This is a genomic window from Gammaproteobacteria bacterium (genome assembly GCA_028819075.1).
In the GTDB taxonomy this organism is placed as follows: Bacteria; Gemmatimonadota; Gemmatimonadetes; order Longimicrobiales; family Gaopeijiaceae; genus BD2-11.
Genome location: JAPPMM010000040.1, coordinates 49764 through 74332 on the forward strand (window position 1 = coordinate 49764; position 24569 = coordinate 74332).

Consider the following 24569-nt stretch of genomic DNA (forward strand, 5'->3'; position numbering starts at 1 on the left):
TCCGTTGGATTGCGCAGTCAGTTCACCACCCGCACCCGGTCGCCGTCGGCGATCAGTTGCTGGCCGATGACGACGAGCCGGTCTCCGGCCCGAAGGCCTTCCTCTATGACGACCAGGTTGCGCTGGGCGGGTCCCAGCTCAACATCGCGCAGCCGCGCCACTCCCTCGTCGCCGGAGCCTTCCACCACGTACGCGACGTAGCCGTCCTCGACCCTCAGCAGCACCTCGCGGGGAACCACCACCACGTCGGAGCGGGTCTCGCGCACGATCTCGATGTTGGCCACCATCTCCGGCTTGATGAGCCCGCCGGGGTTGGCGAGGGTCAGCTCGACCGGAAAGGTGCGGTCCTCGGGATCCACCGCGGCACCCACGTAGGTGATGTCGCCCTCGAAGATCTCGCCCTCGAGCACCTGGAAGGTCACGGTGGCCCTTGAGCCTGGCCGTACGTCGAGCGCGAACCGCTCGGGCACGCCGCCGCGGATGCGCACCGGGTCAAGGTCCACCACGCGGGCCACCGGCGTCCCCGGCATGATCATGCTGCCGAGTTCGATGTCCCGGGAGTCGAGCACGCCCTCGAAGGGTGCCCTGATGACGGTGGCGTCGAGCCGGGCGGAAAGCGCGGTCAGGCTCGCCGCCGACTGCTCGGCCGTGTAGCGGGCCTCCAGGTACTGCAGCTCGGACCCGACCTGATCCTCCTCGAAGAGCCGCCTGTACCGCTCCCAGGTCTCCTGCGCCAGGTCCGCGCGGGCGCGCGCCTCGTCCACCTGCGCCCGCAACTGCGTATCGTCCAGCCGGGCCACCGCCTGACCAGCCCGTACCGGACTCCCCTGGTCCACCAGGATCGAGGCCACGAGCCCTGCTTCGGTGGCCGACACGACTACGTCGCGGTTCGCGCGCACGGTGCCCGTGAGCCGGATCAGCTCGGTGAAGCCGGTGGGCGCGATCGGCTCCACCTCCACGTTGATCACGCGCGTGGCGCCTTCGATGATGGGCGGAATGGTATCGCCCGCCTCCGCGCTGCTGCTGCAGGCGGCCACGACCCCCGCAAGCCCCAGCGCCACTCCCCTTGTCATCCGCCGTACTGCTCGATTCATCGTCGTTTCCTCGAAGACTTCGTGTTGTCTACTGTCCGTCAGCCTGCCTGAATTGCGAATCCACCATCGGCACGGCGCCAACCGCTTCGTCGAGCTGCGCCCAGGCCACCAGATAGTCGTACACGGCCTGCGCGTAGTTGAACTCGCTCTGTCTGAGCGCCACCTCGGCGTCCGTAAGCTCGAGCTGGCCGCTCAGACCCTCGCGGTATTGCGCGGAGGCGATCTCGAAGCCGCGCTGCGCCTGTTGGACCGCCAGCTTCTGCCCGCGCGCCCGGGCCCGCGCCTCATCGGCCAGTTCGATCAGCGACTTTACCTGGCTCGCCGCCTGGTCGCGCGCGAACCGGAACTGGGTCTCGGCCTGCCGCCACGCCGCCCGGCGCTGGTCGACGCGGGCGTCCTTGCGGAAGCCCTCGAAGATCGGGACGCTCACCGAGATCCCGACCGCCTGCGCCGACGCCCGCGACATCGGGTCGCCGAAGAAGTCCGGCGGTCCGTTCTGCTGCGCCTGAAGCACGTAGTTGCCGAAGAACGAGACCGTGGGCAGGTACTGCATCTGTTCCAGGCGCATCTCGGAGTGGCGCAGACGCTCGGCCATCTCCAACTGGCGCAGATCCGACCGCCGTTCCCATGCCTGCTGGACCCGCTGCTCGGCGGCGCCCTGCAGCGGCGCCGAACCGGCGAACGCCAGGATCGCACGGTTGGCCGGCGTGTTGCCTGCGGGATCGTCCAGATCCATCGAGGCCAGGGACCCGGCCACCTGCAGGCTCTCCTGGTCTTCCAGCGCGAGTTCCACCGCGAGCACCCGGCGGAACTGCATCGCGGCGTTTTCTGCGCGGCGCAGGTTCGGCTCCAGATTGGCCAGTTCCACCTCGATGCGGAGCTGGTCGTAGGCAGACGCCAGCCCGGCCCGGTTCATCGCGCTGGTCTCCTTGACGGACTGGCGCACCCGCGTGACGGAATTGCGCGTGAGCCGCTCCTGTTCCTGCGCCAGGAGCAGATCGTAGTAGGCCAGCCGCACCCGCGTGACCAGGTTCTGGCTGCGCCCGCGGACGAATTCCTCCTGGATCGACGCCAGGCGCTGGGCCGCTCCCAGGCCTACGAACACACGCGCATCGAAGAGCGGCTGCTCCACGTTGATGCTCGTGTTCCAACTGTTGTCGGCCCCGAACTGTACCTGGAGGAGTTCGTCGGGACCCGCATCGGGATTGAAGAAACGGGCCGGAAGGAAAGATACGGCGGGAGAGACGTTGCGGGTGTAGTTGGCATCCATGCTGACGGTCGGCAGGACGCCGCCCCAGGCTTCCGACACCTGCTCCTGCGCCAGGTCCAGGGCAAAGCGCGCATCGCGAACGTCGCGGTTGCGCCGGAGCGCCATGGAGACCACGTCCGGTAGCGTCAGCACCTCGCCCGACGGGGCTGCGGCCGAAACCGGCTCCTGGGCACCAAGAAAGGCCGGCAACGCGGTCTCAACGGCCACGATCATGAAGAGAACAGCGTTCACTACCATCCCCAGGATCCCCACATTCCGCCTGACTCCCGTCCACCGCCGCCCGCTATCGTTCATCATCCGTATGCCTCGCTGTATTCGGTTTGCTGGTATTCGTCTGTTTCCCCGGCACGGTTCGATCCGGCCTGCTCCCCGCCCTGCACCTCGCTGAGCAGCTTGCGGGTTCCGAGGCCCAGCAGCATCCGCCGGGCGGAAGCCCGGTAGGCGTCCCGGAACTCGGTCTCGCTCAGGCTCAGCAGTCCCCGCATGTAGATCGTGATCAGGCCATGGGAATGGGCCCACATAGTCATCCCCACGTCGCGGATGTCGGCTTCGGCCCTCAGGTACCCGGCATCCACGCACTCGCGCACCCGGTCCATCCAGAACTGGTGTGTAGCGTGAGCATGGGCAGCCACTTCGGGCGGGTAGTCGGACCAGCCGAAGCGCTCCGGCGAGAGGTACATCATCTCGTACCAGCGCGGATGCGTCAGGGCGAAATCGAGGTTCTCCTCCCCGGCGCGCCGGAACCGTTCCAGGGGCGTGGCGGCCGAGAGCGCCCGGTAGATGTAGGCGGCCGACTGCCGGTAGGCCTCGCGCACCATATCGCGCAGCACTTCGTCCTTGCTGGCGTAATGGCGATACAGCGCAGGCGCGGTCACGCCCAGCCTGGCCGCCAGGTTGCGCATGGAAAGCGCCCTGAGCCCTCCACAAAGATAGAGTTCGGTCGCGTGGCTTCGGATATCGTCTCGCTGAATGGCCATGTGAACAGTGTAAACAAATCGCTCGGCGGGTTCAACGGCCCGGACTCGCCTGCCCCGGTCCTCCGGGCACATCATCCGCACGGTTGTCTGCTGCGCCGGCCGAAGCGCGGCATCGCGCCCCGCTCCGCGACGTGGCATGGGCCCTCCCGGTTTTCTAACTTCCGAGCGGTCCCCTCGCGTTCGACAACCCCCGCCACGTTCACAGACCCCCGCCACGCCGAATCTGCTGCCGGAGACTCCCATGCCACGCTCTGACGTTTCGCTCCGCCTGATGCCCGTTCTTCGCCTGTTGCCCCTTTTTCTAGTGCCGCCTGCCCTGGCCGCCTGCACCGCCGGGCACGCGGATCCCGGGCCCACCCCCTCGCCTGCGGGATCGGATCGGGACGATGACGCCATGTCGTCGTACTCCGAGGTCATCACCGGCGACGCCGTCAGCGACGACGGCCTGTTCGCCGTCCACCAGGTCGATACGGACTTCTTCTACGAGATCCCCGTCGAGCAGTTCGGGCGCGAGATGCTGGTGGTGTCACGGATCTCCCGCACCGCGGAGAACGTGGGCTGGGGCGGCGCCAAGGAGGGGACCGCGGTGGTGCGCTGGCAACGGCGCGGCGACCAGGTGATGCTGCGCCAGGTGAGCCACGAGAACTACGCCGACCCGGAGAGCACCATCTATCAGTCGGTGCTGAACTCCAACTTCGAGCCCGTTATTCACGTCTTCGACGTCGAGACCGTGTCCGAGGACTCATCGGCCGTCGTCATTCAGGTCAACGACCTGTTCGAGAGCGACGTGCCGCTTTTCGGCATTCGCCCGCAGCGGCGGGAGCAGTACGAGGTTCGCAGCCTCGACGGGGACCGCACCTTCATCGAGTCGGTGCGCAGCTTCCCGCGCAACGTCGAGGTGCGCCGGGTGGTCACCTACCAGGCCACCGAGGCTCCGTCCGACGCCGAGTCGAACACCCTCTCGCTCGAGATGAACCACTCCATGCTGCTGCTGCCCGACGAGCCCATGCAGCCGCGCCTGTGGGACGAGCGGGTCGGCTATTTCTCCGTGACCCGCACCAACTACGGGCTGGACGAGCAGCGCGCCGAGCAGGAGCGTTTCATCACCCGCTGGCGGCTCGAGCCGTCGGACCCGGAGGCGTGGGCGCGCGGAGAGCTGGTCGACCCCGTGCAGCCCATCGTCTACTACGTGGATCCCGCGACGCCGGAGAAGTGGCGCCCGTACATCATCCAGGGGGTGAACGACTGGCAGGTGGCGTTCGAAGCGGCGGGATTCAGCAACGCCATCGAGGGGCGCGAGCCCCCCTCGCCGGAGGAGGACCCCGACTGGAGCCCCGAGGATACGCGCTACTCGGTGATCCGCTACCTGGCCTCATCGGTCCAGAACGCGTCGGGACCTCACGTCCATGATCCGCGGACGGGGGAGATCCTCGAGAGCGACATCCAGTGGTATCACAACGTGATGAACCTGCTGCGCAACTGGTACCTGGTGCAGACCGCGGCCCGCGAAGAGAACGCGCGCGGGATCAAGTTCGACGACGAGGTGATGGGCGAGCTGATCCGCTTCGTGTCCGCGCACGAGGTGGGCCACACCATCGGGCTGCCGCACAACATGAAGTCATCGGCCGCGTATCCGGTCGATTCGCTGCGCACGAGCTTCACCTGCACGATGGGGACGGCGCCGTCTATCATGGACTACGCCCGCTTCAACTACGTGGCGCAGCCCGGGGACGACGCCTGTGTGCTCCCGCGCGTGGGCCCGTACGACATCTACTCGGTCAGCTGGGGCTATCGGCCCATCCCGGAAGCGGGTTCTCCGGAGGAAGAGAAGCCGACGCTGCACAAGTGGATCCTGGACACGGGCGATGACCCCGTGTATCGCTTCGGCGATCCCAGCCAGGCCGACCCGGAGTCGCTCACGGAAGCCATCGGCGACGACGCCATGCACGCGTCGGAACTGGGCATCGCCAACCTGAGGCGCATCGCCGGCTCGCTGCGCGACTGGACCTACGAGGAAGGCGAGGGATACGCCCAGTTGCGCGAGCTTCACCAGCAGATCGGGGCGCAGTGGAACCGCTACTCGGGACACGTGCTGACCAACGTCGGCGGGGTGCACTGGAACCGGAAGAGCCAGGACCAGGACGGCTACCCGTATCAGCGCGTGGAGCGGGAGACCCAGGAACGGGCGATGGCCTATCTGGACGAGCAGGTCTTTCGGACGCCGTCGTGGCTGATCGATCCCGACATCCTGGACCGCGTGCAGGGGTCCGGGGCGCCCGACCTGCTGGGGGGCTGGCAGGCCTCCGCCCTCAACCGCCTGCTGGACGTGAACCGCATGAAGCGCCTGATCGAGCAGGAGGCGTTCGACGGCGCGGCGGCCTACGGGCTCAACGAGATGCTCGACGACCTGCGCGGCGCGCTCTGGCGCGAGACGGCGAGCGGCGAGGCCACGGACACCTACAGGCGCAACCTGCAGCGGGTCCATCTGGAGCGCTTCTCCGAGCTGATGGAGGACGAGGACGCCCTCGCCACCGACATCGTGCCGGCGGTGCGCGGGCAGCTTGCGACGCTGGCCGGGGAGGTGCGCTCAGGTGCCGGGCGCACGGGCGACCGGGCGACCCGGCTCCACTACGAGGACGTGCTGGTGCGCATCGAGGCCATGCTGGATCCGGCGAACGGGAGTTGACGCGTGGAGCGGGGGCCGCGGCGCCCTTCCGGCCGCGGGCGTTCCGGCCCCCGTGGTGGCTGAAAAACCCGCACGCCCAGACGCTCGCGGGGTCATTCTTCCGTCCCGCCGGCTGGCATCCGCTCGAGCGTTGCCGGCTGGATACCCCGGACGGCGACTTCCTCGACCTCGACTTCACCCCCGATCCGGGCCCGGACGCCCCCATCGCGCTCGTGCTCCACGGTCTGGAGGGCTACATCCGGCGTCGCTACGCTGCAGGGGTGCTGAGCCGCCTGTTCGACTGCGGCGTGCGGGGCGTCGGGCTGAACTTCCGCGGCTGCGGGGGAGAAGTGAACCGGACCGCCCGCTTCTATCACGCCGGGGAAACGGGCGACCTGTCCTTCGTCGCGGAGCACCTCCGGCGCCGCCATCCCGGCCGGCCCATCGGCGCGATCGGCTTCAGCCTGGGAGGAAACGTCCTCCTCAAGTACCTGGGCGAGAGGGGAGCGGAAAGCCCGATCGGCGCCGCCGCGACCATCTGCGTCCCCTTCGATCTGGCGGCATCCTGCGACCGGATCAGCCGCGGCTTCATGGGCGGCTTCTACACCAGCTACTTCCTGCGTTCACTGCGAAGGAAGGTGCGCGCCAAGCAGGCGCTGCTCGACGGCACCATCGACACCGCGCCGGCGCTCCACGCCCGCACCCTGCGCGAGTTCGACGATGCGCTCACGGCGCCGCTGCACGGCTTCGCCGACGCCGCCGACTACTACGCCAGGGCGGACGCGCGCCCGTTCCTCGCGCGCATCCGGGTGCCGGCGCTGCTCATCCAGAGCCGCGACGATCCCATTGCGAGCCCCGACGCCATCCCCTGCGAGCAGGTGGCGTCCAACCCTCATCTTGTGGCTGCGTTCGCCCCCGGCGGCGGCCACGTCGGCTTCGTCCAGGGCGAGACGCCATGGCGCGCGTCGATCCACGCCGACGGCGAGGCCGTTCGCTTCCTGGTGCACCATCTGAGCCCGAAAAGCTGACCACGTCTGCCCCAACCACCTCGGTGTTTTTCGCCCGCAAGCGATCACGTCCCTTGACGAGTTGCGGTTGTCCTTGTAGCGTTTGCGCGCTTGCTCCGCCGGGCACTCACGATCCGGCGCCCCGATCCGCAGCTTCAGAATCATCTGCCGTACGCATCATCCGCCGTAACCAATCGCCGCACAGGCCTTTCGCATTAGTCTCACCACCGTCGGGATCGCGCCGCTTGCGGCAATTTCTCGCCCTCTGCCGGTCCCGCGTCATCAGGAGGAAGAAGTAGAATGAGAACGACTGGAACCGTGAAATGGTTCAACGACGCCAAGGGGTATGGATTCCTGGACCCCGAAGGGGGGAACCAGGATTGCTTCGTCCATTACTCGGCCATCTCGGGAGACGGCTTCCGCTCCCTGGCCGAGGGCGAGCGCGTCGAGTTCGACATCGTAGACGGCCCCAAGGGCCCCGCTGCGGAGAACGTGGTCCGGCTGGAGTCCTGACCTCAGCCGCGGCTCAGACCCGGAAGAAGGCTCGGCCCTGCCAGCTTTGGCGGGCCGGGCCTTCCCATTTCCCGCCCCTGAACTCCTCCAGCCGCGTGATGGTGTTGTTGAACACGGGCGTGTCCAGCGTCACCTCCCCGGCATCCGCCAGCTTCCTGAACCCTCCCCGGCTCACCCGCTCGACGCCGCGGGACGAGCGGTAGTAAACAGGCGTGTTGTCGACCAGCCGGGACCCTATCTCGGCTTCCAGTTCCTTGAGCATGTGCACGAGGGCGTCGATCGAGCAGCCCGAAGGAGGCGTCACGCTCTCGTCCACCGCAACCGCCAGGAACCGGTCGTAGAGCCAGGCCCGTCCCGCCGCCAGAGGGGCTCCATGGGCCTTCCAGCGGGACAGGAAGCCGTCCACGCGCTCGAACAGCGCGGCGCACTCCCGCTGAGACAGGGGTCGCTCGCTCGCGAACACCCAAAGCCGCGCCTGATCGGGCAGGCGCTCGAAGACGGAATCGGTCTGCTGTGTCCTGGTCACCTATTCCTCACGTGCGAGGGAATCGCCCGCACCCTTCCCGAGCAGGACCGCCATCCAGCGGAGATCGGGGGTGTTTTCGAGCAGGATCTTGAGAATCATGGTCAGCGGAATCGACAGGAACATCCCCAGTGGGCCCCAGACCCATCCCCAGAAGATGAGGGAGAGAACGACGACGAGGGTTGAAAGGCCGAGCCGGCGTCCCATCAGGTTGGGTTCGATGATGTTTCCGAAGACGGTGTTGATGCCCAGGTAGACGACGCCCACGCCCAGCGCCGAGCCCAGGCCGAACTGGATGAGCGCCAACAGTACGGCGGGCACGGAGGCGATGACCGACCCGATGGTGGGGATGTAGTTGAGGACGAAGCCGATGAGCCCGAGCAACACCGGGAAATCGAGGCCGATGGCCGCTGCGAAGAGACCGATGGTGATCCCCGTGGCCAGGGAAACCAGGGTCTTGATGGTCAGGTAGGTCTGGACTTCGCGAACGATCTTGGTCAGCCTGATCGAGTCGTCCCCGACATCGCCCAGCGCCATGCGCAGCTTGCGCGGGAAGACCGCCGCCTCGGCCAGAATGAAGACCATGATCAGCAGGACCAGGAAGGTGTCGGTCACCAGGGCCAGGACCCGCTGGATGGTGCCGGTGGCGAAGTCGAGCGCTGCTTCGAACGAGAACAGGTCGGTCAACGCCGCGAAGACGTTGCCCACGAGGGGAAGCTCGACCTCGGCCAGCCTCGCCTCCCATACTTCCCAGAGCAGAAGCAGACGAATCTCGTATGCGGGATAGCGGGCCTGGAATTCGGCGAACGCCTGACTCGCCAGCAGGAGCAGGCCTCCCACGACGGCGGCCACCAGCAGCACGGAGATCAGGATTGCGAGCGGGGAGGGCACGCCATACCGGCGCAGCCACATCATCACCGGAAGGGTGAGGAACGCGAGGACCAGTGCGAGGAAGAAGAGCGAGAGAATGCTGGCCGCCAGCTTCAGGCCGGCGACGACGACCACGACCGATGCGAGGACCCCCAGCACGCGCGCGCCGCGCTTGTCTTCCTGTCGTTCCAGCATTCGCGATCTACCGGTGAGCGAGACCGGAGCATCCGGGCGCTACGCCCTCCCCGAGTCCGACGAGGTGCTCCTGCGTGAATGTAGGGTCGACACGCTGCGCGCCGGAGGCAAGGGCGGGCAGCATCAGAACGTGACCGACAGCGCCGTCCGCCTCACACATCTCCCCACCGGCATCGTGGTAACGGCCCGGGAGCGCCGCAGCCAGCACCGCAATCGGCAGGTCGCGCTGGTCAGGCTTCGCCGGCGCCTCGAGGAACATCTGGCGCGGAAGCCGAAGCGAATTCCCACGCGCGTGCCCGAGGCCCAGAAGCGCAAGCGGCTGGAGGCGAAGCGCAGGCGCGGTAAGGTGAAGCGGTTGCGGCGGAGGCCGGAGGAGGAAGGCTAGGGCATCCTTTCGATCCTCCAGACGTCGACATGGTCCAGGTCGAGGCTGTCCTGGCGGATCGTTATGAGATGATCGGCGCTGAAGGCGGGAGCGGCGCGTTCCTTGCGCGCGGGGGCGGGAACGGTGCCGAGCAGTCGCCCTTCGGGATCGAAGAACTCCCAGCGGTTGCCGGCCGTTCGGATCACCTCCACCCAGAGCTTGCCGTCGGGGGCGATGAAGAAGCCCTGGATGAAGGACTTCGCCTCCGGCCGGCTCGGTCGTCGGGGATCGCACTCCGCATCCGGCCGCTCGGCAAGGAGTTCCTCGAAGTCCCGATTCCCGGCCGCCCATTCTTCATCCGAGATGGGCTCGGGCGGAAGAGGGCGTTCGATCACGCGCAGGGTATCGCCGTTGCGTCCCGTGACCGCAATTCGATAGGCGTCCGTCATCGCCGAATACATCACGGCGCCGGGGCCGGGGTGTTGAGCCAGCCCCGGACCGAACGGGACGGAGAAAGAGGTGATCATTCCACCGTACCGGCAAAGGATGAAGCCAGCCGGACCCGGCGGGGGCTGGAGCCACGACAGCGTGTCGCCCGTCTCCCCGCGGACGTCGTGGCCGACGAGCAGAGACTCGACTCCGGTCGCATCCCTGAGAAGTCCGAGTCGATAGAACTCGTCCGGGCCGACGGGCATGAGCCGAATGCCGGCGGGGTCGCCGCTGAAGCTCCCCTCGACCCGCTGTTGTCCGAGCCACTCGCCGTCGGCGGAGAACGCTCCGATGCGACCCAGACTGGAATCCAGGGTCAGGAGACGGTCGCCCATCCATGCAACCGAATACAGACTTCGAAACTCGCCCGGGCCATCACCGTTCCGGCCGAAGGTGCGTCGATGGACCCCGTCCAGGCCGAAGACCCGGACTTCGTCGTTGAAGCCGTCGGCAACGAACACGGCCTCATCCGGCCCGAGAGCGGCGCTGTTGACCCGGCCGAACTCCTCCGGAGCGCCCGTTTCCGACAGGGACTTCGGGCCGATGGACACGACCGGGGTGAGCTGCCATTCGGGCGCGGTCCCCGTGTTGGTCACGCGCACGATGCCACCGACGGTGTCGGTCGTGATCGTGAGGTCGGTGGCGCGCGGGGCTTCCGAGACGCAGGCCGCGGCGACCACCGCGAGGAGCGCCAGTACGTGACAGGCGAACGGGAGCCTGCCGGGCGAGTCGGGGTTCATGGTGTCCTCCCCAGGGGACAGCTCGGGTGAGAGTGAAGCTGTTCACTCGGAATCCTCTCATGGTCCGAATATTGCTCAACCGATGTCTGTCCGGCCAGCATGCCGTCCGGGCCCTCGAATGCCCTTCTTCAACCTCCACCGGCGGGATCCTCATGCAACGGTTTTCCACACTTCTGGGTCCTGCGCTCCTGACCGCCGTCCTGCTCGCGCCGGGAGCGCCTGTTCGCGCGCAGACCACGTTGTCCCTCACGGGCGGGGTGAACCGGACCTCCCTGAGCACCGACGCGGACGGAGCATCTTCGGTTTTCGAGTCTCTTACGAGGATGTCGATCGGTCTCGCGGCCACCCTTCCGGTCTCGGACCACTTCGGGCTCCAGCTTGGGGGCCGCTACGTCCAGAAGGGAGGACGCCTGGACGTGCTCGGGGTATTGGGGATGATGGGTGACATGTTCGGCGGATTCGAGGAAATGCCGCCGGGCGCGAGCTTCGACGCGGACTACGAGATGGACTATGTCGAGCTCTCGGCCCTGGCCAGAGTCGAATTCCCGCTGTCGGGCGACCGCGTGTCCGGACACCTGCTCGCGGGACCGGCGCTGGGCCTGCAGTCATCATGCGAGGGAGTCGCCCGCCTCAGCGGTCTGGACGAGCCGGCCGCATTCAACGTCCGCACCGATTGCGATGAAGGCGAGCTCAATTTCCAGAAGATCGATTTCGGCCTCGCCGCGGGCGCCGGAATCGACATCGGGTTGACCGATTCAATCGACGCCAGTCTGGGCTTGCTCTATACTCTGGGGCTTTCCAACGTCTCGTGGGACGCTGGCGGATCGTTGAAACACCGGGCGCTCACGGTGCAGGCGGGTCTGGTGCTGCCGATCGGCTAGAGACGGGAACGGTGGGAGCACCCGGGCTCCCGCACCGACAGACTCGACGGAGAACAGACAGAGCATGGTGAATCCAACCCGAAAACCCCACTCGGACGAGTACGCCGACTTCTACGCGAGCTACGTCGCGGCCGTCGAGGCACCGCTTCTCGAGCGGCTGGAGAGCGAGGGCGCTGAGTGGCGCGATCTTCTGGCGGCAGTGCCTCCCGACCACGAGGGATATCGCTACGCCCCGGGAAAGTGGTCCATCCGCGAGGTGGTGGGACACGTCATCGATGCCGAACGGATGTTCAGCGTGCGCGCAATGGCCTTCGCGCGCGGCGACGCGTCACACTATCCGTCGTTCGACGAGAACTCCTACGCGGCCGAGTCCGGGGCCGACCAGCGCACCCTTGCCGACCTCTCCGAGGAGTTGTCGGCGGTCCGGACGGCCACCCTCCTGCTGCTGCGCAGCTTTCCGGAGGACGCGTGGAACCGGCGCGGCGTCGCCAGCGGCTACGAGTTCACCGTCAGGAGCCTGGCCTGGATTATCGCCGGGCACTCGCGTCATCACCGGCAGGTGCTGATGGAGCGCTATCTGGCGTAGTCCGGGGCTATCCGACCTCCCGCGCCTCCCGCGTCAGCGTCTCCAGCATCTCCATGTAGAACGCGCGCTGCGCCTGCTGGTCCTGGGTGAGCGGGGCGACCACGCCTTCCACCGCCCCGGTAAGGCGGGCGAACCGGCTGGCCAGCTCCCCGAATTCGCGGCCCAGGTCGCGCAGCTTGGCGGCGCGCGGGCCGATGTCGTCCGCAGCGATCCCTTCCAGCGCCTCCTCGATGCGCGATCCTTCGGAGGCGACCCGGGCTCTCGCCTCGGCCAGCTCCAGCAAAGTGGCTGTCCACGCTGCCCTTACGTCGGCGGGCGCATCGATTCGCGGATCCTCACGCACCAGGAAACGTTGCGCGGACTCCACCCCCGTAGCCTGCAGGTGCGCGGTGTAGGTGCCGGGGATGACCAGCGGGCCCCGTCCGGCTTCCACCTGATGGCGCATGTCCCACACCACCCGGTTCATTCCCTGCCCCGTGGTCCCGTCCACCGTCGCGACGAGGGCGCCGCCTTCGTCCTCGATGGCAATGCTAACCGTCCCGTCCGCGGTCGCGTCGCCGAGCCAGTAGTCGAGGATGGCGCCGTTGGGCGGATTCTCGCCCTGGTAGTGGATGTCGCCGGCGTGAGCGGCTCCGCCCGCGCGCCGGATCTGGGTGGCGGGCTCGATGGTGAACAGGTGGGCGGCGCCGGCCATGACCTCCGGCGTCAGCTCCTGCAGCGCGTTGATCTGGTCGAGGATCCAGATTCCGCGCCCGTGGGTCCCGAGCACGAGGTCGTTGTCGCGCGCATGGATCACGAGGTCGTTGAACGGGAGCGTAGGCATCCCGCCCCGCAGTTCGGTCCAGTGTTCCCCGCCGTCCATCGTGTAGAAGAGCCCGATCTCGGCCCCCAGGAAGAGCACCGAGGGATTGCGCGGGTCCTCGCGCACCGTGCGCAGCACGCGCTCGGCCGGCAGGTCGCCGGTGATCGAGACCCAGGTGTCGCCGTAGTCGTCGGAGCGGTACAGGTAGTTGGCGTAGTCGTCGTTGCGGTAGTTGTTCCAGACCGCGTAGACGCGCGCCTCGTCGTGCCGGGAGGGCTCGATGCCGTTCACCCACGCCCCCGGAGGAAGGCCGGGAAAGTCGGGGAATACGGAGGGCTCGTCCGAATCGGACACGTCGCGGGCGGCCACATCGGTCCAGCGCTCGCCCCCGTCGCGCGAGACGTGGAGGCGGCCATCGGCGGTGCCGGCGTATATGAGGTCCTGCCTGAGCGGGCTCTCGGCGACGGCCGAGATGGTGGGATAGTAGGGGACGCCGTCGTCCAGGGATGGCGTGAGGTCGTCCGGCATCTGCCCCATGACCGGCAGGGTGCGCCGGTCCACGCCGGTGGTGAGGTCGCCCAGCGCCTGCCACGAGTCGCCCTGGTCGGTGGTCTTCCACATGGTCCGGGTCCCGGCGTACAGGGTGGACCCGTCGTGCGGAGAGATGATGAAGGGGCCGTCCCAGTTGGCGGGCTCCATGGCGTTGCCGAGGCGCTGCTCCTCGAAGGTGCCCACCTCCCTCCAGGTCTCCCAGTTGCGGCGGCCCGCGATATTCCCCTCGGGATTGCCGGGCCGGATGCTGGTTCGCTGCCCGCTCCGAATATCGAGTCTGGATAGTCCCAGATATTGTGATTCCGTATATATGATATAGTTGTTGGTTGTATCCGGTATATTCACAAAGCCATCGCCGCCGCCGAGGCGGGTCCAGTCGCTGTTGACGATCCCCTCCGTGCGGTACGTCTCGCTGGGCCCCATCCAGGAACCATTGTCCTGGAGGCCTCCATAGACGTTGTAGGGCTCCGCCATATCGACCTGGACGCGGTAGTATTGGCTCACCGGCAGGTCGGAGATGTAGAGCCAGTTCAGGCCGCGGTCGTAGGAGATGCCGAGCCCGCCGTCGTCGGCCTTCATCACGTGGCGCGAGTCGTCGGGGTTGACCCAGACCAGGCGGTCGTCGCCGTGCAGGCTCTGGGGCGGGACGGTGAAGGTGCGTCCCCCGTCGTCGGAAAAGGAATAGCTGTTCATCATGTATATGCGCTGGTCGTCGCTCGGATCGACCAGGATCTGGCTCGCGTACATGGGCCGGGGATTCCAGTCGCTCATGAACTCCCAGGTCTGGCCGCGGTCCTCGGACCGGTAGATGCCGGCGCGGCGCTCGGTGTAGGCGGTGGACGCGTTGTAGCGGTAGCCCTGCTCGACGCTCGCGTAGACGATGCGCGGGTCGCTCCGGTATATGGAGATGCCGATGCGTCCCAGGATCCCATCCGGGAGCCCGCGGGCAATCCCCGGACCCGACAGCCGATCCCAGGTGTCGCCGCCGTCGGCACTGCGGTAGAGCGCGCTCCCGGGGCCGCCGCCGTGGAATCCCCAGGGACGCCGACGCCGCTGATAGGTGGCGGCGTAGACGATGCCCGGGTCCTCCGGGTCCAGCGCCACGTCCACCACGCCGGTGTTTTCGTCGACCTGCAGGATGGGTTCCCAGGTCGCGCCCCCGTCGGCGCTCCGGTACAGGCCGCGCTCGTCGTTGGGACCCCACAGGTGGCCCATCGCCGCGACGTAGACGAGATCGGGGTCGTCGGGGTGGAGGGCGATGCGCCCGATGTGCTTGCTGTCGCGAAGCCCCACGTTCGTCCACGTCTCGCCGCCGTCGGTGCTCTTGTACACGCCGTCGCCCCACGAGGAGCTCTGCCGGTTCGCCCGCTCGCCGGTGCCGACCCATACGACCGAGGTGTCCCGCTGGTGCAATGCGATCGCCCCCACCGAGTGGGTGCCCTCGTCCTCGAACACCGGCACCAGGGTGATGCCGTTGTCGCCGGTCTTGTAGACGCCCCCGGTCGAGGAGGCGACATAGAACTTGATGGGGTCGGACTCCGCGACCGCCAGGTCCACGATCCGCCCGCTCATGACGGCGGGGCCGATGTTGCGGGGGCGGAGGGCGTCCAGCTGGCCGGTCGTGACCTGGCCAGACAAGGGAGCCACGGCCACGATGCCGATGCAGAGACAGGTGAAGCCGAGCATGGAGGCGAGGAGGCGGCGAGGATGGGCGCGGGGGCAGGCGGTCGCTGGGCTTGGATGGATCATCGAGCGGTCCGTGGCCAGGGGGATGCAACTCCGGGACGACTTCCAACTTCGGCTGCGGCACGGAGGCGATCAACCTCCCCTCCATCAAGCCACGCGGGTGCACGAACGCCGAGTGCTGGTGTACCACGTGCCGGCGCCAGAGAGTGCAAGTCAGACGCTTCCGCTGGCATATGCACTCGTCTCGCAGGAGCCACCGACGAACCTGATCGGAGCCCAAATGAAACAATTCACGTTGGTTCTTTTCGCCGTGCTTTCCTTGCTTGCGCCCGCGCAGCCCGCGCGCGCCCTCCAGGAGAACATCGCTCTCGGCGCGCATTTGGGGACACTTGGCATGGGTGCCGATGTCGGGGTTGCCTTCAACGAGACCTTCGCGCTCCGAGGTGGAGCCGGTCTTTACGGATTCGGCCTGGACCTGACCGGCAGGTTCGGGCTCGCCGACAACCGTACGGCCGAATTGTCCCTGCCGAGCGCAATGATCACGATCGGCGCGGAGGTCTCGTCTGGGGCTCTGCGCGCCGGAGCGGGTCTATTGATCCGCGCAGGCGACCCCGTCTACGAAATCACCTACGGAAACGGCGCCTCGATTGACATAGGCGGGGGCTACTACACACAGCCTGAGGTTCGCACGCTGGCGACGACGCTGGTCGCCGGGTCGATCACTCCCTACGCGCTCCTCGGCTATGGATCGCGCCGGTCGCGGAGGCTTGGCTTCGTGGTGGACGCTGGCGGCGCCTTTCCACTGGACGCGGGATTCGAGATGTCCGCGACGGGGGATCCGGCGGTGCTCGGCTCGGCCCGATTCCGGACCGACCTCGAGACCGAGAGACGGGACGCCGAGGACGACGCCGGTGGGTGGCTCAGCTTCTGGCCCATCATCAGCATCGGCCTGCGCTATGGGCTGAGGTGAACGGAATGACGCACAAGGGCAGGACACCGCTGGCTCCCCACGAAGTGCTGCGCGTGATGGATGCCGCGCAGGTCATCCACAGGCGGCGGCAGGCGCTCGAGGAGCACGAGGCCTTCGACCGCGATGCCGCGATCCGCGACATACAGCGCATGTACGAGGAGTTGGGCGACCTCGTGGACAGCGAGACGATCGAGAAGGCGCTCGACGACTACCTTTCCCAGCGCTACGCCTTCACCCCGGCGCCGCCCGGTGTCGGGAGGAGCCTGGCGCTTCTCTACATCCGCCGGGGCTGGATCAGCCGGCGCGTTCTGCTGCCGGCCGCCGCGGTTGCGGCTCTCGTCTGGGGGAGCATTGCGGGCGCCGGGATGATATCCGAGCGCGCTTTCGCGCGAGACGTTGAGCGCCTCAGGGGGGAACTGGCCGACATCCGCGCGGCCCGGGCCACGGAACTCGCAGAACTCGAGGCCCTGCTGTCACAGGGCACGCCGCCCGACCTGCCCGCCGCAGAAGCCGATGAGTTCGCGGCCAGCCTGGCGGCCGCCGGGATCCGGTTGTCCGTGGTCGAGGAAGCACTCGACCCCATCGCCCGGGAGGCCGCCCGGGAAGATCTTGCGCGCCCTGATCTCGACCGGCTTCGAGAGGGGACCACGGCCGTGGAGGGCGACCTGGTGCTGGCTCGGGCCGGGATCGGCCGGGCGGACGCAGCGCTCGAGCGTCACGCCCGCCTGGGCGCCCTCGAGGCCGATATCGTCGGTCTCCACGCCGCCGTGCTCGCGGAAGCCGCTGAGGACCTCGTCCGGGAGCGTGCCGGAGAGCTCGCCCGCGAGGCCGAGTCCCGCATCGCCGCCCGGGACGTCGTGGGGCTCGACGCCGCCGCGGGGCGCTATCGGGACCTGCTCGACGCGGTCTCCACGGAGTACCGCATCGTCGTCACGGGGGGTGTGTGGCGCTATCCAGACGGCGCGCGCGATATCCGCAACCACTACCTGCTGGTACAGGCGCTGGGGACCGACGGCGAGCCGGTGCCGGTGACGATTCGCAGCGAGGAGGACGGCGAGACGAGACGCGTGCGGCAATGGGGAGAGCGGGTTCCGCAGGAGGTGTACGATCGCGTCGCCGCCGACAGGGCGGACAACGGCATCATCGACGACGAGGAGTTCGGCTTCAAGGCCAGAGGTTTCGTCACGGCAGAGCGCCGCTACGCCGACATCGGCCAGATCACGGAGTGGTAGCCATGCAGACCGGCAGAGACATCCACCGCGGCATCGTCAGGCGCATCCGGCGGGTTCGGCGTGGGCTGGACGAGCGGGAGCAAAGCATCGACGGGCTGCAACTCGCACTGAGCGAGGCGGGCGGACGCAGGTGCGCCGCCATTCGTGCGCTGGCCGAGTTCCATCTTCCGGCCATGCGGGAGGACGCCGTGGCAGCCACCCTCGCCGGGATGGAGTCCAGCGTGCGCGCCATCTTCGACGAGAAAAAGGACCGCCTGCGCGAGGTCGAGAGGCGTATTCCCGAGCAGCGCGACGAGGTCGCGGCGGCCGAGGCGGCGCTGGCATCGGTGACCGAGGCGCTGAACGAGACCGGCGAAGAGCGGGCGCGGCTGGCGCGCGTGGTGTTCGGGGAACTTCAGGCCATGCCCCGGTGGCAGCGCCTGTTCGAGCGCGCCCGCCTGCTCGAGGCCCGGGTCACCGCCTCGGAGCAGCGCCACGAAGCGGCCGAGCGCGAACAGGCGGAATAAGGTGCCCGCATACGAGGGCGACGCCCTGTTTTCCTACCTCGCGCGCCGGCGGTACGGCACGGCCAGGGCTGCCGGCAACGTGCTCACGCGCCGCCTGGACGGGTGGGTGGCGGAGGTGACGCGATACGAGGACGTTCGCGCCAGCTACGACTTTCTCAACGCGCTGCCCGGTCACGCCGCCGTCGTCCTCGAGGAGGATCGCGCGGCCCTCGCCACGGCGCTCCCGCCGCTGGCCGGCCTGGAAGAGGAGGTCATGGACAGGAACGGGCTTACCCCGGTGCTCGCACGTGGGGAACAGCTCTACGCGGAGCGGGAGGCGGCGCGTCAACAGGTGCGCGAGGCCGAAGCCGCGCTGCGCGAACTCACCGACGAGCTGGCCGCTCTCCACGACGAGCGTGGATCCTACTACGAGTCGGCGATCGACGGCCTGGAGGCGTTTCTGGAGGGCCGCACGCTGGAGGAACTGGTCGCCATGGCGCGCGCCACCCGCGATCCGCGCGACGACGTCCTGGTCGCGCAACTGCTCGAGATCGACGAGCGGCTCACGCAGCTGCGGGCGGAGCTCGCCAGGCGCCGGAAGGAGCGTACGCGTCTCGCCGAGCGCCTGGCGGGCCTGGAGGAAATCCGCGACCGCTTCGAGGCCGACGACTGGAACGGGCGCCGGTCGCGCTTCGACGACGGGCTCGACATCAACGCCTTGCTCCTGGGCTTCGTCGCCGGGCGCCACTCTTCCCTGCACGTGCATCGGATGCTGGGGCGCAACCAGCACTTTCTGCCGGTCCACAGCTCAAGCGGGGGTGTCTTTGGCGCGGGTGGCTTCGGAGGCGGTGGTTTCTCGACCGGGGGTGGTTTCGGGGGCGGCGGCTTCTCGACCGGCGGTGGCTTCTGAGCGGAGGGCCCGGCGCCGACGATGGCATCGGCGAGGTCAGTCCGGTCCGGCTTGCAGGCTCAGAAGGTCGGCCGCGCGGTCGCGGTCGACGGGGGTGTTCACGTTGAGGAAGGCGTTTTCCGCGCCCGCGACGGATGCGAGTTCGTCGCGGGCCACCACGACCGGGTCGTGCGCGTGCACGAACTCCCCCATGCCGAACCGGCCTGCCGCCAGCCATTCCTCCGCGGCCGCCACCAGGCTGGCGGGATAGCAGGCGCACAGCGGCTCGATGCCGAGCGGGCCGGGGCTGGCCGGCACGGTCGGGCGCGCGGCGTCGAAGGCGCTGGCAAGGCGCGCCACCAGGGTGGGCGGCACCAGGGGCAGGTCGCACCCGAGCAGGAAGACTCCCGCGTCTCCCCGCTCCCGCGCCCACGCAAGGGCCGCGTGCAGCCCGCCGAGCGGGCCGGCGCCGGGTGTGAGGTCGGGGCGGACGGGCGCTGCCGCGGAGAGAGCGGCGGCCGGCAGATCATCCACCCGGTTGGCGATCACTCCCGTTTCCAGACCGGCGGCGTGCAGGATGGCCAGGGCTCGCTCCAGCAACGTCAGCCCGGCCAGCCGCACCCGCGCCTTGGGGCTGCCGTAGCGGCGGCTTTGCCCCCCCGCCAGCACCACCCCGAAGAGCCGGGGGCGGGGCCGGTCCAGCCCGCTCAGGTGCGCACCCGGGCGCGCCCCGCGTACACGTTGAAGCCGGTCGCGCGCGTGAAGCCCACCAGGGTGACGTTGAAGCGCCGTGCCAGCTCCACCGCGAGCGAGGAGGGCGCGCCCACCGCCGCCACCACCGGCACTCCGGCCATGGTGGCCTTCTGCATGAGTTCGAACGAGGTCCGGCCGCTGACCAGCACGATGCGGTCGGCCAGGGGGAGCCGGCCGGCCAGGAATTCCCGCCCGATCAGCTTGTCCAGCGCGTTGTGCCGACCCACGTCCTCGCGCAACGCGAGCAGTGCGCCGTCGCGGTCAAACAGCCCGGACGCGTGGATGCCTCCCGTCTTCTCGAACACAGGCTGCGCCGCGCGCAGGGAATCCGGCAGGCCCTTGAGCACATCCGCCCGCACCGACAGCGTGCCGTCCGCGACCGGCGCGCACCCCTGCACTTCGATGGCCTCGAGCGACGCCTTGCCGCACACCCCGCAACTGGAGGTCATGTAGAAGTTGCGGTTCAGGAGGCCGGCGTCGAACGACGCGTCGGGCGCCAGGCGCACTTCGAGCAGGTTGTACTCCTGCTGCTCGTCACCCGTGCAGTAGGAAATCTCATGAACGTCGCGCCGGTCAGACACCAGCCCTTCGGCGAAGAGGAATCCGGCCGCGAGCTCGAAGTCGTCGCCGGGCGTGCGCATGGTGACCGACACGCTGCGCGTCTGCCACTCATCCCCCTCGGCGAACCGCACCCGGATCTCGAGGGGTTCCTCGACTGCCACGACATCCTGGCGCATAGTGCGGTCCCGGTCGCGCAGGCGGGTGACCCTGAGTCGCGTGATACGGCGGCGTGGAACGATCATGGCGTAAAGTCAGCCGGTCCGATGGGGATGGTCAAGAAGTCCCGTACTTGCGGGACCTCGGAAACTCCGGGCAAGTTGACAGGCATAATCCGGACCCGCAGTCCCCGAGAGAGGAGCCTCATCATGAAGAATCTGAACCTGTCCTGGCGCGCGATCGCGCTTCCGGTCCTGATCCTGGCCGCGACCTCGGCGCTGGGCGGCGTCGTGCTCGCCGGGGTATCCAGCACCACCGACGAAGTCGCGACCGCGGCTACCAGCTTCGTCGCCACCCTGGACGCCGAGGGCCGCGACCGGGCCATGTACCCCCTCGGCGACGCGGAACAGTTCAACTGGCACTTCGTCCCGAGAGAGCGTAACGGGCTCCCGCTGAAGGCGATGACGCTCGCGCAGCGGACCGCCGCGCATCAGTTGCTCCAGTCGGCGCTGAGCACCCAGGGCTATCTCAAGGCCAACAGCATCATCGAGCTCGAACGCGTTCTCGGCGTCATCGAGGAACGCGAGGAGTTCCGCGATCCTGAGGACTACTACTTCACCATCTACGGGTCCCCCTCGGCCGACGAGCCCTGGGCCTGGCGCTTCGAGGGACATCATCTCTCGATGAGCTTCTCCTCCCTGGGGGATGAAATGCTGGTCATGGGCCCTGCCTTCATGGGAAGCAACCCGCACACCGTATCGTCCGGCCCCAAGGCGGGGCTGCGCGTGCTCGGCAACGAGGAGGATCTCGCGCGCGGGCTCGTCATGATGCTCTCCTCGAGCCAGCGCGGGTCGGCGGTCATCGCCAGCGAAGCCTACGACGACATCATCACGGGGGCCGAGCGCACCGTGGATCTGGCGTACGACGGGATCCGGGCCTCAGCGCTCAACGCCGCCCAGCGCGCGCAACTCGACCGGATCATCGGCGAGTACGTGCACAACATGGACGACGAGTCCGCGAGCCGCTGGATGGAGCGCATCGCCGCCGGCTCCGACGACGAGCTCTACTTTGCCTGGGCGGGCGCCACCGAGGCGGGCGAGGGCCACTACTACCGCGTCCATTCGCCCGAATTCCTCATCGAGTACGACAACACCCAGGGCAACGCCAACCACGTGCACTCGGTATGGCGCGATCTGCGGGACGACTTCGGCGGGGACGTGCTGCGGGCGCACTACGAGCAGGCACCGCACCACAACGAGGCGCCGCACGATCACCCGCACCGTTAAACCGGAACGGGACCTCGGCTGCGCACGAGGAAACTACCGCGCGGCGGGCACAGGCTTCGCCGCCAGCCGAGACCCGGCAGCCAACAACAGACCCACTACCGGCAGGGGGTAGCCTACTACCGGTAGTGGGTCCGTGTCTGTTCGCCCGGTCCGGTCGACCTCCCCTCACTCCCCTCCCGGCGGCGGCACGTCGACGGCGGCGAAGTCCGGCAGGTCCTCCGGCCCCTGGGGACCGATCCTGCCCTTCGAGGACTCGAGCAGCTCGGCCGGGTCGTACGCCACCCCGTCCTTGAACACCATGCGCACGTCGCGGGTGTTGCGGATGTCGTCCAGCGGATTCGCTCCGAGGATGACCAGGTCGGCGATCTTGCCGGCTTCGATGGTGCCCAGGTCACCGTCCACCCGAAGAGCCTCGGCCGCGTTCCTGGTGGCGAACCGGAGCACGGCGGCCTCGGGGATGCCCGACTTCACGAACAGCGCCAGCTCCCGGTGCACCGAGAAGGGCGAGAAGAACTCGCCCGTGGACGGGTGGTCGGTTCCCATCGTGATCAGGTGCCCGCCCCCCATGTCGTAGAAGCGCTGGACGAGCTGCTGCTTGACGTTGTAGATGCGCTCGAACTGCTCGCTCACCTGGCGGGGCTCCGCGGCGAGGCGCTCCTCGACGAGTTCGCGGGCGTATGGGGTCAGGTAGCTCATCTCGTCCGCGAAGTTCTCGAAGATGTCGGGGTCGCGGCCTCCCGAGTATCCGTACGCGCTCATGGTCGCGTTGTAGTTGACGCCCTCGTCGAGGTAGAGCTGGACGATGCGCTCGAACTCGGGCATGTCCGGAGTCATCTCCTCGAACGAGGCGTAGGCGGAACGCACCGCCGGCATCGCATCCCCGCCCATGAAGTGCTCGATGCGGTCGATCCCCATGCGGATGGCGTCGCGCGGGTTGACCGAGCCCCCGAAGCCCGAGCCCAGGTGGCCGGTCACGCTGAGGCCGTGGTAGTGGGCCCGCTCGATCAACGCCTCCAGCTGCGGGGCCCGAATGGTCTTGGCCTTGAAGCCCGTCACCCCCTCCTCGACCAGCGCGTCCACCTGGCGGTGGACCTCCTCGGCCGTGAAAAAGGGATCCCACCCCACCCGCGACGAGCCGAAGTAGGGCCCGGACCGGAGCAGCCGCGCGCCCACCTGCTCGCCCGACTGCAGGCGCTCCTGCAGGGCCCGCATCTTGTCCGGGCTGGCTTCCCCGTTCGGGAAGGTGCTGGTCACCCCGTTGGCCAGGAAGAGCGCGGGATAGACGGTGGTCTCGTCGACGCGGCCCTCCCCCAGCAGGTCGAGGTGGAAGTGGGCGTGCAGGTCGAGCATGCCGGGAAGGATCACCTCCCCTTCCCCGACCTCCACCACCGTCGCCCCGGCCGCGACCGCCTCCGATGCAGCCACGGCGTCCACCGCATGGAAGCGCCCCTCCGCCATCACGATCCCCGGGTTGGGAACCACGGCGTCCCCGGTCCCGTCGAACAGGCCGCCGCCCCAGACGACCGTCACGTCCGATGCGGCGGGCTCCCCCTCCTCCGCCGGCGAACATGCCGCGGCGACGAGCGCGAGGAAGGCGCAACCCAGCGCCGCATGTCCCGCGGCGATTCCGTATGCCCTGAACCCGATCATGGTGCGTACTCCTGAAGACTGTTTCGGGTCTAGCCCGAAAGGTTGACGTTGTTGTTCACCTCGATGTCGGGCAGCGGCATGCAACTGTAGGGCTGGAAGCTGTTGCCCTTGTGGTTCACTCCCTGCGGGAACTGGATGTTGTGGCGGATCATGTCGCTGTGCCAGTGGCCCTCCAGGAAGAAGGTGCGCTTCCGCTCCTCCAGGATGGTCGCCAGCATGTCGTCGACCTCACTCATCTGGATGTGGGGAATCCCGTACACGTCGCGCACCCGGTTCAGCGCGTCGAGGGCGGCCTGTCCCATGCGTGCCTCGGCGATGATGAATTGGGCCTCGCGCCATGACGCGATGGGAATTGGATCGTCGCGCGACGTGTACTTGAGCTGGTCCCACTGGTCGGTCTCGCCGTCCTGGCCCTTGCGCCCGGTGTTCACCACCGGCACGCGCGGATCCGGCATGCCGGCGACCTCCAGGTCACGCCAGGCGAAGCCCACCGACAGGTAGTCGGTCTCGGTGCGGTTGTAGGTCGAGTTCTCGCGCCGGATCTGGGCGGTCGAGTATTCGGCGTTGCGCACAAACCCCTCGGGCACCTGCTCCGCGTCCGCTGCGGCTTCCGACAGATTCCCCAGGTCGAGGTTCGCGCGCGCCCGTCCCACCCGCGCCATGTTGACGATGGATGGATCCGAGGCCTGGCTCATCGCGGTGGTGAAGCGCTCCGCGGCGAGCGCCAGGACCTCGCGAGGCTGCATGAGCGGCCCGTTGTCGAGCGCCATCTCGCAGTAGTTCTCGCCCAGGTGCACCAGGCTGTAGCCCGCGTACGCGTTCAGGGTGCCCAGCACGTTGGACTTGTCGGGAACGTCCGCGTCGCTGAACTCGGTGATGCGGCGCACGGCGTCCTCGGCCAGGAAGCGGGCCCGCTGGAAGGGCGTGTAGTAGCCGTAGTTGGTAGCCGCCCGGGAGGTCGAGCAGGCGCCCGAGGTGGCCCGGATTTCGGTCTCCCCGCGCCAGCCCCAGACGTTGGAACTCAGGAAGAAGTTGGAGGCGATGAACTCGCCCGTGAGAAACGCGTTGGTGGGAACCAGGGTGTTGAGGGCGCACTCGAACTCGCCCAGCGCGCTGATCACCATGGTGCCGGCCAGCGCCGGATCGTCGAGCGCTGCGTCCTCGACCTGCCCGGGGATCTCCACCTCCAGAAGGGATTCACAGGCCACCGTTCCCGCGAGCAGAATGCCGCTCAGGATCGCCATCGCCCGGGAACCCCTTCCCTGCCGGCGAGCCCGGCGCCGGCGTCCGATGTATTCGCTGTACCGTCTCATTGTCGTCACCTCGTGCCCGTGCGGACTGGATTCGCTGCTTCGAAGGTCGATCATCGTGCC

21 protein-coding genes and 1 pseudogene are annotated in these 24569 nt (G+C 68.2%); 11 read left to right on the plus strand and 11 right to left on the minus strand.

Annotation, left to right across the window (positions count from 1 at the left end; translation table 11 throughout):
* Positions 1–17: 17 nt before the first annotated feature.
* The 3 genes from OXU32_09520 to OXU32_09530 are packed head-to-tail and all read right to left on the minus strand — an operon-like array spanning position 18 to position 3341.
* Positions 18–1094 (minus strand): efflux RND transporter periplasmic adaptor subunit, encoded by a 1077-nt coding sequence (locus OXU32_09520; protein ID MDE0074187.1) that lies wholly within the window; start codon positions 1092–1094, stop codon positions 18–20.
* A 28-nt stretch (positions 1095–1122) separates the two neighbouring features.
* Positions 1123–2601: a TolC family protein gene (locus tag OXU32_09525; GenBank protein ID MDE0074188.1), complete on the minus strand. Its 1479-nt coding sequence runs from the start codon at positions 2599–2601 to the stop codon at positions 1123–1125.
* Between the two features lie 56 nt (positions 2602–2657).
* Positions 2658–3341: a TetR/AcrR family transcriptional regulator gene (locus tag OXU32_09530; GenBank protein MDE0074189.1), complete on the minus strand. Its 684-nt coding sequence runs from the start codon at positions 3339–3341 to the stop codon at positions 2658–2660.
* 241 nt (positions 3342–3582) lie between these two features.
* On the opposite strand from OXU32_09530, the gene OXU32_09535 reads away from it, so the two are divergent.
* The 3 genes from OXU32_09535 (at position 3583) to OXU32_09545 (ending at position 7526) form a co-directional block, all read left to right on the plus strand.
* Complete coding sequence (locus tag OXU32_09535) at positions 3583–6027, plus strand: zinc-dependent metalloprotease (GenBank protein ID MDE0074190.1); 2445 nt, start codon at positions 3583–3585, stop codon at positions 6025–6027.
* Positions 6024–7034, plus strand: a complete 1011-nt coding sequence (locus tag OXU32_09540) for an alpha/beta fold hydrolase (protein MDE0074191.1) — start codon at positions 6024–6026, stop codon at positions 7032–7034. The genes OXU32_09535 and OXU32_09540 overlap by 4 nt, the downstream gene beginning before the upstream one ends.
* A gap of 279 nt (positions 7035–7313) precedes the next feature.
* The gene (locus OXU32_09545) at positions 7314–7526 is read left to right on the plus strand and encodes a cold shock domain-containing protein (protein ID MDE0074192.1); all 213 of its coding nucleotides are present in this window, start codon (positions 7314–7316) and stop codon (positions 7524–7526) included.
* A gap of 13 nt (positions 7527–7539) precedes the next feature.
* Here the strand turns inward: OXU32_09545 and OXU32_09550 are convergent, their stop codons facing one another.
* Together OXU32_09550 and OXU32_09555 are read right to left on the minus strand one after the other, a co-directional pair.
* Entirely contained in the window at positions 7540–8052 is a 513-nt protein-coding gene (locus tag OXU32_09550; protein MDE0074193.1) for a hypothetical protein, read from the minus strand.
* Positions 8053–9114, minus strand: coding sequence for an AI-2E family transporter (locus OXU32_09555; protein ID MDE0074194.1), 1062 nt, complete (start codon positions 9112–9114; stop codon positions 8053–8055).
* A 61-nt stretch (positions 9115–9175) separates the two neighbouring features.
* On the opposite strand from OXU32_09555, the pseudogene OXU32_09560 reads away from it, so the two are divergent.
* Positions 9176–9499: pseudogene (locus OXU32_09560) on the plus strand (peptide chain release factor-like protein).
* Here the strand turns inward: OXU32_09560 and OXU32_09565 are convergent.
* Entirely contained in the window at positions 9496–10707 is a 1212-nt protein-coding gene (locus OXU32_09565) for a hypothetical protein (GenBank protein ID MDE0074195.1), read from the minus strand. The pseudogene OXU32_09560 and the gene OXU32_09565 overlap by 4 nt on opposite strands.
* A 152-nt stretch (positions 10708–10859) precedes the next feature.
* Between OXU32_09565 and OXU32_09570 the strand changes: the two genes are divergently transcribed.
* A complete protein-coding gene (locus OXU32_09570) occupies positions 10860–11588 on the plus strand; it encodes a porin family protein (GenBank protein MDE0074196.1) in 729 nt (242 codons plus the stop codon).
* 64 nt (positions 11589–11652) lie between these two features.
* Complete coding sequence (locus tag OXU32_09575) at positions 11653–12174, plus strand: DinB family protein (GenBank protein MDE0074197.1); 522 nt, start codon at positions 11653–11655, stop codon at positions 12172–12174.
* A 7-nt stretch (positions 12175–12181) separates the two neighbouring features.
* Here the strand turns inward: OXU32_09575 and OXU32_09580 are convergent, their stop codons facing one another.
* Positions 12182–15277: a hypothetical protein gene (locus OXU32_09580; protein MDE0074198.1), complete on the minus strand. Its 3096-nt coding sequence runs from the start codon at positions 15275–15277 to the stop codon at positions 12182–12184.
* A 217-nt stretch (positions 15278–15494) separates the two neighbouring features.
* Here OXU32_09580 and OXU32_09585 point away from each other — a divergent pair, with 217 nt between their 5' ends.
* Genes OXU32_09585 through OXU32_09600 form a run of 4 tightly spaced genes read left to right on the plus strand, consistent with a single transcriptional unit; the run spans position 15495 to position 18811 of the window.
* A complete protein-coding gene (locus OXU32_09585) occupies positions 15495–16184 on the plus strand; it encodes a hypothetical protein (protein MDE0074199.1) in 690 nt (229 codons plus the stop codon).
* Between the two features lie 5 nt (positions 16185–16189).
* Positions 16190–17416 carry a DUF6384 family protein gene (locus OXU32_09590; protein ID MDE0074200.1) on the plus strand — a complete coding sequence of 409 codons (1227 nt, stop codon included), beginning with the start codon at positions 16190–16192 and terminating at the stop codon, positions 17414–17416.
* Between the two features lie 2 nt (positions 17417–17418).
* Positions 17419–17922: a hypothetical protein gene (locus OXU32_09595; protein ID MDE0074201.1), complete on the plus strand. Its 504-nt coding sequence runs from the start codon at positions 17419–17421 to the stop codon at positions 17920–17922.
* A gap of 1 nt (position 17923) precedes the next feature.
* The gene (locus tag OXU32_09600) at positions 17924–18811 is read left to right on the plus strand and encodes a hypothetical protein (GenBank protein MDE0074202.1); all 888 of its coding nucleotides are present in this window, start codon (positions 17924–17926) and stop codon (positions 18809–18811) included.
* A 36-nt stretch (positions 18812–18847) separates the two neighbouring features.
* Here OXU32_09600 and OXU32_09605 read toward each other — a convergent pair whose 3' ends face one another.
* Positions 18848–19462 (minus strand): molybdenum cofactor guanylyltransferase, encoded by a 615-nt coding sequence (locus OXU32_09605; GenBank protein ID MDE0074203.1) that lies wholly within the window; start codon positions 19460–19462, stop codon positions 18848–18850.
* Positions 19463–19497: 35 nt separating this feature from the next.
* The gene (fdhD, locus tag OXU32_09610) at positions 19498–20346 is read right to left on the minus strand and encodes a formate dehydrogenase accessory sulfurtransferase FdhD (protein MDE0074204.1); all 849 of its coding nucleotides are present in this window, start codon (positions 20344–20346) and stop codon (positions 19498–19500) included.
* Positions 20347–20469: 123 nt separating this feature from the next.
* Between fdhD and OXU32_09615 the strand changes: the two genes are divergently transcribed.
* Positions 20470–21546: a DUF3500 domain-containing protein gene (locus tag OXU32_09615; GenBank protein MDE0074205.1), complete on the plus strand. Its 1077-nt coding sequence runs from the start codon at positions 20470–20472 to the stop codon at positions 21544–21546.
* Between the two features lie 165 nt (positions 21547–21711).
* Here OXU32_09615 and OXU32_09620 read toward each other — a convergent pair whose 3' ends face one another.
* Both OXU32_09620 and OXU32_09625 read right to left on the minus strand, forming a co-directional pair.
* Positions 21712–23196 carry an amidohydrolase family protein gene (locus tag OXU32_09620; protein MDE0074206.1) on the minus strand — a complete coding sequence of 495 codons (1485 nt, stop codon included), beginning with the start codon at positions 23194–23196 and terminating at the stop codon, positions 21712–21714.
* Between the two features lie 29 nt (positions 23197–23225).
* Positions 23226–24563 carry a RagB/SusD family nutrient uptake outer membrane protein gene (locus OXU32_09625; protein ID MDE0074207.1) on the minus strand — a complete coding sequence of 446 codons (1338 nt, stop codon included), beginning with the start codon at positions 24561–24563 and terminating at the stop codon, positions 23226–23228.
* Positions 24564–24569 lie beyond the last annotated feature (6 nt).